The sequence below is a fragment of the Mycolicibacterium vaccae NBRC 14118 = CIP 105934 genome, assembly GCF_001552715.1.
In the GTDB taxonomy this organism is placed as follows: domain Bacteria; phylum Actinomycetota; class Actinomycetes; order Mycobacteriales; family Mycobacteriaceae; genus Mycobacterium; species Mycobacterium vaccae.
In genome coordinates this window covers 24,839-33,357 of the sequence record NZ_BCRS01000058.1, presented here as the reverse complement: position 1 = coordinate 33,357, position 8,519 = coordinate 24,839, and the positions used below count along the sequence as shown (strand labels likewise).

Sequence of the window (8,519 nt, the reverse complement as noted above, 5' to 3'; positions counted from 1 at the left end):
AGACCGTACCGGCGGGCCAGTCGCTGCACCCGCCACAGCGCGCGCAGCATCGACGCTTGCAGGAAGTTGACCTTGACGTACCGGTTCATCGACCAGTGCCTGTTGCCCACCAGGTTCGGCCAGCCAGCGACCACCGGCACGGACCAGGTGGCGGCGGCGAGCCGGCCCCACCACGCCATGGTTGCGTCATGCAGTACCAGGTTCGGCGCGTCGTCACGGAACCCTGAAAGCACCTGAGGCAACACATATTCCGCCTCGTCAAGCGCCACCGTCATCGCGTGGGCAAAGTCCCGGCCGGTGAACTGCGGTGGGGGACCCGCGTCGTCCATGAGGGTTCGGTATGGCACGAGGTGCGCCCCGGTGTCTGCGACCCGGGCGGCGTGAGCCGTGGTCGCGGCGTAGCTCACCCGGTGCCCCCGGGCGACCAGTTCGGCCGCGACGCCCAGCGTCGGATTGACGTGTCCGGTGCCGACCGGGACGCAGATCGCGACGTGGCTCATGGCGCGGCGCCGGGCCGTGCGCCGCGCGCGGTCAGTGAAGCAATCATGCTGGCGTACACGAAAATCAGAGTAGGCACCGTGGGTCAGGCAACGGAGAACAGAGCTCCCGCCTCGATCGTGCCCTCGGTGACCACTTCGACGTAGGCACCGGCGCACGGCAAGCGGCCCAACCCGAAGGAGTCGACGCGGTTCTCCTCCGTGGGTGTGCGTAGCGCGTGCACGGCCCGACCCAGCCCGCGCTGCTCGAGGGTGGGTATCACGCACCGCGGCGTGGGACCCATGCCCTGCAGCACCACCGGCCCCACGGTGAGCGTGCGGTTCGTCCATTCGTTCTCTGCGTAGGGCGGATAGCCGGGGGGCGTGGCGATCACGAGGTTGGGCCGGTAACGCTCGGCTTCTGTCCCGATCCGCTCGAGGGTCGCCGTGGTGATGACGTGCAGGGGAGCGAGGTCGACGAAACTTTCGCCGGGCGTCCCCTCTGCCAGTTCCAGCAGGGGCGCATCGACGTCGGCGTCGAGACCGCGCTCGAGCACCTGCTCGGGATCGGCGCGCTCCAGCGTGGCCGACTGTGGCCTGCGGTCGGCGAGGTGCACCGGGCGGGCGACGAGTGCGGAGAGCACACCGTCGACGTCCTCGTCGTCGGCGGCCACACTGGTGCCGTCGGGAAGGCGGATCTCCACGCGTCCGTCGATTGTCGCGGCGCTGCACATCAGCAGGTGACGCCACAGCCGCGCCTGCTTGGCGCTCGCCACCCGGCCGGTCTCCTGGTCGATCAACGCCAACCGTCGGTCGCCGTCGGCGCCACCGGGGCCGACCGGCAGCGCGTCGACGGTCTCACCGAGCATCGACTTGACGGGATAGCGGTACAGCCGCGCGACGCGCATCTGCAGATCTGCGGTTCCGACGTCCATCACCGCACCTTAGGCGCCGGCGCCGGGCGGTGAAGGCCGCGGCCCGCCCCGAGCGCGGTCGGCGCCCCTCATGTGTGGCGAATTCCGACAAACTGGCTTTTATTTTTTTCTCCAGTATGGTCGGGCTCAGTGATGGTTGCGAGAAAAAGGAGCAACGATGGCTGACAAATCACGAGGCCGAGAAATCAAGAAGCCTGCGATGACCTTGAAAGAGCGGCGGGCCCAAAAGCGCGCCAAGGCCGACGAGGCCGGTGAGCTCATCCCCCGGCGCAAGCGCGCGGACCGCTCTTGAGCTGAAAAACCTTAGTTCGCACCCTCGTTCGGCACGGAGTCCTGCCTGCTTGCCGCCCGCCCGAGCGCGTAGCCCGCGCATGCTCGGAAATTCGAATACCCGAAGAAACGGCGCCCCGTCGCGCTTTTCACCAATGGCGTTCGAAGAACACTTCGAAGCCGGAACATGAAATGACGGAATAAATCGGTATTCGATGATCAGCGAGGTTGTCGTGGCAATTCGAGAGCTTGAAAGCGCGTCGGTGGTGGTGCTCGGCCGACGGTCGGAACTGACCGCGTCGATGGTCGCGGCGTTGCGACGCCACGGCGTGACCGCAATAGAGGAGGCCGCGCGCGGCGGGTCCCGGGAGCGGGTGACCGCGGTGGAGTCGATGATCCTGGTCGTCGACGGGCACCGCGCCGAAACGCTGTTCGGCGAACGGCCTTCCTGCCGGTCCCGCCGGCGCGTGGCGGCGTGGGAGAACGACGCCTGCGACCTCGTCGTGACCACCGCGCTCGACACCGGAGCGCGCCGGATCCTTGCCGTCTGTGACGGGCGGCGGCTCACCTTCGGTCAGCGCACCCGGGCGGCCGGCGTCTTTCGACGCCTGGCGCGCAGGATCGACTACGAGTGCGCGATCAACGGCCTTGCACCAGTCGCCACGTCGTACGGGGTGATCGACGCCGACTGCGACGTCGCCCGCCTCGCGGAAGCCGCCGGCAGGTCGACACTCCGGTCGGGTGCCTCACCGGCGGGCCCGGTGCCCGGGCCCGGTGCGCGCTCGACGCACGTCCGGATTCAAGGACTTCCTGGCCGGACGAAGGCGGCGCGGAAGGTGTGGACAGGGCCAGCATGGATGGCAGAGATGTTCCCACCGCCGTCACAGAAAGAGCCGAAGCCATGTCCGAAATCATTGGGGGAATAGAGGTTCCCGACACCGCCGCGGTCGCGGAGGCGACCCGTCACGTGCAGGAGTCCACCAGCCCGCTCATCTACCACCACTCCCGCCGGGTGTACTTCTTCGGCAGCATCCACGCACGTCGGCTCGGCGCACAACCGGACCCGGAACTGCTGTATGTGGCCGCCCTGTTCCACGACACCGGCCTTGCGACGCCCTTCTCCGGTGCCGAACAGCGTTTCGAGGTCGACGGGGCTGACCACGGGCGCAGATTTCTCATCGAACACGGCTTCTCCACCGCGGCCGCCGACACCGTGTGGACGGCGATCGCACTGCACACGACCCCGGGTGTTCCGGACCGGATGGGCCCGGAGATCGCCGCGACGTATCTCGGCGTATCGACTGACGTCCTGGGCGTCGGGCTGGACGGGCTGCACCCCGACCAGGTGAACGAGATCCTGGCGGTCCACCCGCGCGGCGATTTCAAGCAGGAGTTCCTCAGCGCCTACTTCGACGGTTTGAAGAACCGCCCGGAGACCACCAACGGAACCGTCAACTCCGATGTGGTGGAGCATTTCCTGCCCGACTATCGCCGCATCACCACCGTCGAGCGCATGCTGGGTTCGGGCTGGCCCAGCTGAGCGGTCCGTGATCGCAGGAAAGGCGCTGACATGCAAGCCATCACCGTCGAGGACCGGGATGCGGGAGTCGGTGGGCTCACGCTGACCGAGCGGCCGTACCCGCACGCCGCCGAGAACGACGTCATCGTGGCCGTCCACACCGCCGGTTTCACCCCGGGCGAACTCGAGTGGCCCGCGACGTGGACCGACCGGGCCGGCCGGGACCGCACCCCGACCATCCCCGGACATGAACTCTCCGGTGTGGTAGCCGAATTGGGCTACGGCACCACAGGACTCTCCGTCGGCCAACGGGTCTTCGGCCTCACCGACTGGGCCCGGGACGGGTCGCTGGCCGAGTACACCGCGGTGGAGGCCCGCAACCTCGCCCCGCTGGCGGCCGACATCGACCATACCGTTGCTGTGACACTGCCGATCTCAGGGCTCACCGCGTGGCAGGGGTTGTTCGTGCACGCCGGGCTGACCGCGGGCCAGACCGTGCTGATCCACGGCGCGGCCGGGGGTGTGGGATCGTTGGCCGTCCAGCTGGCACGGGAAGTGGGCGCCCGCGTGATCGGGACAGGACGTGCCGACCACCGCGAAGTCGTAATCGGTTTCGGCGCAGACGTATTCGTGGATCTGGACGCCGGCGGGCTCGACGGCATCGGCGAGGTCGACGTGGTCTTCGACGTGGTCGGCGGCGACGTGCTCGAACAGTCGGCGGCACTGGTGCGTCCCGGCGGGACGCTGGTCTCGATCGCCGCGCCCCCGCCCGTGCAGCCCAGCCGGGGCGGCGCGGTCTTCTTCATCGTCGAACCCGACCGCGCGCAGCTGACCCAGCTTGCCCGACGGGTACGGGACGGCAGGCTCACACCGGTGATCGGCGCCGTGTGTCCGCTGGCCGATGCCGCCGACGCATTCACCCGGCGACGGCGGACGCCCGGCAAGACGGTGATCCGGGTGGCGGGAGGACAGTCATGAGCCCGACACGGTTCGCCGCAGTCCTGCTGAGTGTCGTCGCCGCTGCGTGGGTGGTCTCCAACGGCCCCGCGGGGGCCGAGCCGGAAGCCCCGAACGAAACGTTGGCGCCCTTGTTCCAGCAGGCGCTGCCGAACGTTCCCGGAAAGACGTTCACCTCGGCGATCGTCACTTTCCCGCCGGCCGCCCGTGCGGTGGCGCACCGGCACGGCGACGCGTTCGTCTACGCCTACGTCCTGGACGGCGCCGTGCGCAGCCAACTCGAAGGCGAGCCGCTGCGCGTGTACCACCAGGGGGAGAACTGGTCCGAGCAGCCCGGTGCCCACCATCTGGTCACCGAGAACACCAGCGCGACCGCACCCGCCACACTGCTGGTCGTTTTCGTCGGCGACACCGCAGAACAACTGAAGATCGACGATCCGTAGCGGTGCACGTCATCCGGAGGCGACCCGCCGCGCGGTGCTGAAGCGTCGCTGATAGGCCGCCGGGCTGATCGACAGTTCCCTGGCGAAGACCCTGCGCATGCTCTCGTAACTGGGGAATCCCGCGAGGGATGCGGCGTGCGTCGCGTTGTGGCCTTGGTCGAGCAGCGCCCGGGCCATGTCGAAGCGGATGCTCTCCACATAGCGGGCCGGGGTGGTGGACAGTTCGTCGTGAAAGAGCCGGGTCAGGTGCCGGGTGCTCACATTCACGTGCCGCGCCAGATCGCCGAGGGAGTGGTTGAGCTGGGGGTCGGCGGTCACCAGATCGGTGATCGCGCGCAGCAGCGACGAACGGGGGGTCGGTCCCTGCAGTGGTGCGGAGAACTGCGACTGGCCGCCGGAGCGTTGCAGGTAGACCACCAGCATGCGGGCGACGGAGCGGGTCACGTCCGGACCGTGATCCTCCTCGACGAGTGCCAGCGCCAGGTCGATTCCGGCGGTCACCCCGGCCGACGTGTAGGTGCTGCCGTCGCGGACGTAGATCGCGTCGGGTTCGACACGGCACGTGGGACACCGCCCGGCCAGCTCGCGGGTGGCCCGCCAGTGGGTGGTCGCGCGCTTGCCGTGGAGCAGCCCGGCGGCGGCGAGGATGAACGCGCCGGTGCAGATCGAACCGACCCGGCGTGCCCGCGCCGCCGGGATCAGTGCGGCGTCCGCGAGGGCGTCGGGGACCGGAGTGCCCGGATAGCGATCCGAACCCGGCACCAGATACGTGTCCGGCGCGGGCTCAGCGGAAACGGGGCCGTCGACCGCGATCCCGAACCCGAGGTTGGAGGTGACGCCGGCACCCGTCGGTGACAGCAGCACGATCCGGTAGTCGGCGCCGAACCGCGCGGCCTCCTTGAAGACCTCCGCCGGGCCCGCCACGTCGAGCAGGGTGACTCCGTCGTAGACGAGGAACGCGACAAGACGCGGCGCAGCCATGGGGCCATTCTCGCCGCGTCAAACAGATTGTGGGAAGCGAATTCTGCGTGGACTCCGCACCGCTGAGGCCGAGGGTAGCGTGCGCGCTACCGGCGGACGGTCGCCTGGGTGACCGACTTCCAGACCGAAAGGCGGTGGACTCGGTGTATGACTCCACAGCCCACCACCGGCACCTTCGACCGTGCCGCTCCCACCTCGCACGTCTCCGACAACCAACGGCGCCGGGGCATCCGGTGGTTCCTGGCCCTGGCATTCCTGGGCGCGTGGATCCCGTGGCTCGGCGTCTACCTGCTCGGCGGGTCGATGGACGATCTGGTGACCCAGCTCGCCACCGCGGCCTTCGTCCCCGCACTCGCGGCGTGCGTCGTCCGACGCTGGGTCACCAGGGAAGGTTTCGTCGATTCCGGCCTGCGCCTGCACTGGAGATCGTCGTGGCCCTACTACGCTGCCGCTGCGACGATCCCCTGGGGAGTGCTGCTCGTCGCCGTGGGCACGGCAGTCGTCGCCGGGTGGTGGTCGCCGTCAGATCTGGACATGCCGGCCACCGCCTGGGTGTATCTGGCGGCAGGACCGCTGGTCTGCGCGGCGACGGCACCGCTGTTCTGGGGCGAAGAGTACGGCTGGACGGCCTACCTGCGTGATCGTCTGGTTCCGGGACGGCCGGTCGCCACCACATTCCTGACCGGCCTCATCTGGGGCGTGTGGCACTGGCCGCTGCCCTGGGTGGGCTACTTCGGCGGCGGAATCGTTGTGTCGGAGGCAATTTGGGGCATGTTGTGGTGGTTGCCGATGAGCATCCTGCTGGAGTTCATCATCGGGTGGCTGTGGTCGGGCACGCGGTCGGTCTGGCCACCGGCCATGTTGCACGCGGGTGCCAATCTCGTCGCCACGCTCGGCATGTTCCACGTCTTCGGCGACACCGTCGGCGTCAGCGCCACCTCGTTCCTGCTCTGCGCCGGTCTTCTCCCGTTCGTCGCGGCGATCGTGGTCACCGGTCGGGTCGGCCATAGACTCGCGTGATGGTCCAGGTCCCCGCCCGATCGTTGGGCGCCGCGATGGCGTCGGGGCCGCGGTACCTGTTGTCGTCGTGGCCGTGGCGTGCGCTGTTGTGGACGATGTCCGGCGCGGCCCTGAGCGTTGTGGTCGTCGTCGCCGCACCGTTGACAATCCTTGGGGCAGGGTCACGTTCGCTGCGCAACGCGGTCTGGACCCCGCTGTTGGAGTTGGAGTGCGCGCGGCTGTCACTGATCGACGGCACCGCCGCGGAACGGGTCAGGCACGACGTGGCGACCGCCCGCGCCGAGCAGCGCGTGCCGAGTCTGCGTCAGCTCGGCTACGTGCTGTTCACGGCGGTGGTCACCGGGCCCTGGGGCGCGGTGCTGGTGGCGTTCATGGCGATCCTTGTCGGCGTCATGGTGGCGGCACCCTGGCTGGTGCGGCCCGGCGAGCCGATCAACGTCGCGCTGTGGCTGATCGACACCACCGGTGAAGCATGGGTCGCGACGCTGACGGGCCTGGGCCTGCTGGTGCTGACCGCCTATCTGGTCGGGGCCTACGCTGCGGCACTCGGGCAGCTCGCCGTCATCGCGATGACCGATCCCCAAGCGCTGCAACGCGAAGTCACCCGGCTCGAGCAGTCGCGCACCGCGCTTCTGGACGCGGTCGAACAGGAGCGGCGACGTATCGAAAGCGAGCTGCACGACCGGGTGCAACACCGTCTGGTGACATTGGCGCTCACGCTGGGCATCGCCGAGAGCGTGCACGGAGACGACGAGACGGGCCGGCTGGCCGCAGAGGCGCACCGGCAACTCGACGCCACCCTCGCCGAACTGCGCGCGGTGCTGCTGGGCATCCTCCCGCGGGCGCTCACCGAACACGGGCTCGAGGCGGCGGTCACCGACCTGATCGGCGCCTACCCGCTGCCGGTCAGCACCGACTTCGGGGCCACCGAGCGAAACGGGCGCCTGCCCGCGGTGATCGAGCACACCGCCTACCTGGTCATCAACGAAGCCCTGAGCAACGTCGTCAAACACTCGTCGGCGTCGGCGGTGACGATCACCGCCGACCGGCAGGACGACCGGTGGTGGTGGCTCACCATTCGCGACGACGGCCGCGGCGGCGCCGCCGTGCACCCGGGACGCGGGCTGGCCACGCTGGCCGCCCGGGTGGAGGCCGTCAACGGCGCCCTGAGCATCTCCAGCCCGGACGGCGGACCCACCGAGATGAGCATGCGATGCCCGATCTGACTGCGGCCACCGGCGAAGGGCTGCGCATCGTCCTCGCCGAGGACGCGCCGTTGCTGCGCGCCGGGATCGTGACGGTGCTCGAATCCGACGGCCATCAGGTATGCGCGGCCGTCGAGACCGCCGACGAGTTGCGTGCCGCAGCGCGGACCCACCAGCCCGACGTGGTGATCACCGATGTCAGGATGCCCCCCACCCACACCGACGAAGGCATCCGGGCGGCGATCGAATTACGCCGCGCCACACCGGGACTGCCGGTGGTGATCCTGTCGCAGTACACCTCGGTCGGCTCGTTGGACCAATTGCTGGACCGCACGGCGGCCACCGGCCGCGGCGGTCTCGGCTACCTGCTCAAAGACCGTGTCGCGCACGTACGGCACTTCCTCGACGCCGTCCGCGACATCGCAGGCGGGGCGACCATCATCGATCCCGACATCGTGGTCGCACTGGTCGGGGCCTCCCGCAGACGAGGTGTGCTGTCGACACTCACGCCGCGTGAGGAGGAGGTCCTGGGCCTGATGGCTCAGGGCCTGACCAACCCGCGGATCGCGCAACGGCTCGTCGTGTCCGAGGCGGCCGTCCGGAAACACGTCGGCGGCATCTTCGCCAAACTCCCGCTGGCCGACGACGGGGACCGTCGCGTCCTCGCGGTGCTCACCTACCTGAACGAGGCCTGACCCCGGTGCTGCGGCGGC

Annotated in this window: 11 protein-coding genes; 8 read left to right on the top strand and 3 right to left on the bottom strand. The window is 69.3% G+C overall.

What is annotated here, in order from left to right; genetic code table 11:
• Both MVA01S_RS13245 and MVA01S_RS13240 read right to left on the bottom strand, forming a co-directional pair.
• Positions 1-500: glycosyltransferase (locus MVA01S_RS13245; RefSeq protein ID WP_494337725.1), on the bottom strand; the 500-nt coding region annotated here is incomplete at its 3' end.
• An 83-nt stretch (positions 501-583) separates the two neighbouring features.
• Positions 584-1,411: an MOSC domain-containing protein gene (locus MVA01S_RS13240; protein ID WP_003931563.1), complete on the bottom strand. Its 828-nt coding sequence runs from the start codon at positions 1,409-1,411 to the stop codon at positions 584-586.
• 157 nt (positions 1,412-1,568) lie between these two features.
• On the opposite strand from MVA01S_RS13240, the gene MVA01S_RS32010 reads away from it, so the two are divergent.
• From MVA01S_RS32010 to MVA01S_RS13220, 5 genes are all read left to right on the top strand, one after another.
• Complete coding sequence (locus MVA01S_RS32010) at positions 1,569-1,703, top strand: hypothetical protein (protein WP_086006071.1); 135 nt, start codon at positions 1,569-1,571, stop codon at positions 1,701-1,703.
• 211 nt (positions 1,704-1,914) lie between these two features.
• Positions 1,915-2,607, top strand: coding sequence for a hypothetical protein (locus tag MVA01S_RS31660; RefSeq protein ID WP_174538909.1), 693 nt, complete (start codon positions 1,915-1,917; stop codon positions 2,605-2,607).
• Positions 2,583-3,221: an HD domain-containing protein gene (locus MVA01S_RS13230; protein ID WP_040541765.1), complete on the top strand. Its 639-nt coding sequence runs from the start codon at positions 2,583-2,585 to the stop codon at positions 3,219-3,221. Before MVA01S_RS31660 ends, MVA01S_RS13230 begins: the two co-directional genes overlap by 25 nt.
• Before the next feature lie 30 nt (positions 3,222-3,251).
• Positions 3,252-4,178, top strand: coding sequence for an NADP-dependent oxidoreductase (locus MVA01S_RS13225; RefSeq protein WP_003931560.1), 927 nt, complete (start codon positions 3,252-3,254; stop codon positions 4,176-4,178).
• Positions 4,175-4,600: a cupin domain-containing protein gene (locus MVA01S_RS13220; protein WP_003931559.1), complete on the top strand. Its 426-nt coding sequence runs from the start codon at positions 4,175-4,177 to the stop codon at positions 4,598-4,600. The genes MVA01S_RS13225 and MVA01S_RS13220 overlap by 4 nt, the downstream gene beginning before the upstream one ends.
• A 9-nt stretch (positions 4,601-4,609) precedes the next feature.
• Here the strand turns inward: MVA01S_RS13220 and MVA01S_RS13215 are convergent, their stop codons facing one another.
• Complete coding sequence (locus MVA01S_RS13215) at positions 4,610-5,581, bottom strand: GlxA family transcriptional regulator (protein ID WP_003931558.1); 972 nt, start codon at positions 5,579-5,581, stop codon at positions 4,610-4,612.
• Positions 5,582-5,728: 147 nt separating this feature from the next.
• Here MVA01S_RS13215 and MVA01S_RS13210 point away from each other — a divergent pair, with 147 nt between their 5' ends.
• Genes MVA01S_RS13210 through MVA01S_RS13200 form a run of 3 tightly spaced genes read left to right on the top strand, consistent with a single transcriptional unit; the run spans position 5,729 to position 8,501 of the window.
• The gene (locus tag MVA01S_RS13210; protein WP_003931557.1) at positions 5,729-6,601 is read left to right on the top strand and encodes a CPBP family intramembrane glutamic endopeptidase; all 873 of its coding nucleotides are present in this window, start codon (positions 5,729-5,731) and stop codon (positions 6,599-6,601) included.
• A complete protein-coding gene (locus tag MVA01S_RS13205; protein WP_003931556.1) occupies positions 6,601-7,827 on the top strand; it encodes a sensor histidine kinase in 1,227 nt (408 codons plus the stop codon). Before MVA01S_RS13210 ends, MVA01S_RS13205 begins: the two co-directional genes overlap by 1 nt.
• The gene (locus MVA01S_RS13200) at positions 7,815-8,501 is read left to right on the top strand and encodes a response regulator transcription factor (RefSeq protein ID WP_003931555.1); all 687 of its coding nucleotides are present in this window, start codon (positions 7,815-7,817) and stop codon (positions 8,499-8,501) included. Before MVA01S_RS13205 ends, MVA01S_RS13200 begins: the two co-directional genes overlap by 13 nt.
• Positions 8,502-8,519 lie beyond the last annotated feature (18 nt).

What these genes read in the sequence shown, in the direction of transcription:
- MVA01S_RS13240 (WP_003931563.1), bottom strand. Translation starts at nt 1,411, where the DNA reads ATGGACGTCGGAACCGCAGATCTGCAGATGCGCGTCGCGCGGCTGTAC.
- MVA01S_RS32010 (WP_086006071.1), top strand. Translation starts at nt 1,569, where the DNA reads ATGGCTGACAAATCACGAGGCCGAGAAATCAAGAAGCCTGCGATGACC.
- MVA01S_RS13230 (WP_040541765.1), top strand. Translation starts at nt 2,583, where the DNA reads ATGTCCGAAATCATTGGGGGAATAGAGGTTCCCGACACCGCCGCGGTC.
- MVA01S_RS13225 (WP_003931560.1), top strand. Translation starts at nt 3,252, where the DNA reads ATGCAAGCCATCACCGTCGAGGACCGGGATGCGGGAGTCGGTGGGCTC.
- MVA01S_RS13220 (WP_003931559.1), top strand. Translation starts at nt 4,175, where the DNA reads ATGAGCCCGACACGGTTCGCCGCAGTCCTGCTGAGTGTCGTCGCCGCT.
- MVA01S_RS13215 (WP_003931558.1), bottom strand. Translation starts at nt 5,581, where the DNA reads ATGGCTGCGCCGCGTCTTGTCGCGTTCCTCGTCTACGACGGAGTCACC.
- MVA01S_RS13210 (WP_003931557.1), top strand. Translation starts at nt 5,729, where the DNA reads ATGACTCCACAGCCCACCACCGGCACCTTCGACCGTGCCGCTCCCACC.
- MVA01S_RS13205 (WP_003931556.1), top strand. Translation starts at nt 6,601, where the DNA reads ATGGTCCAGGTCCCCGCCCGATCGTTGGGCGCCGCGATGGCGTCGGGG.
- MVA01S_RS13200 (WP_003931555.1), top strand. Translation starts at nt 7,815, where the DNA reads ATGCCCGATCTGACTGCGGCCACCGGCGAAGGGCTGCGCATCGTCCTC.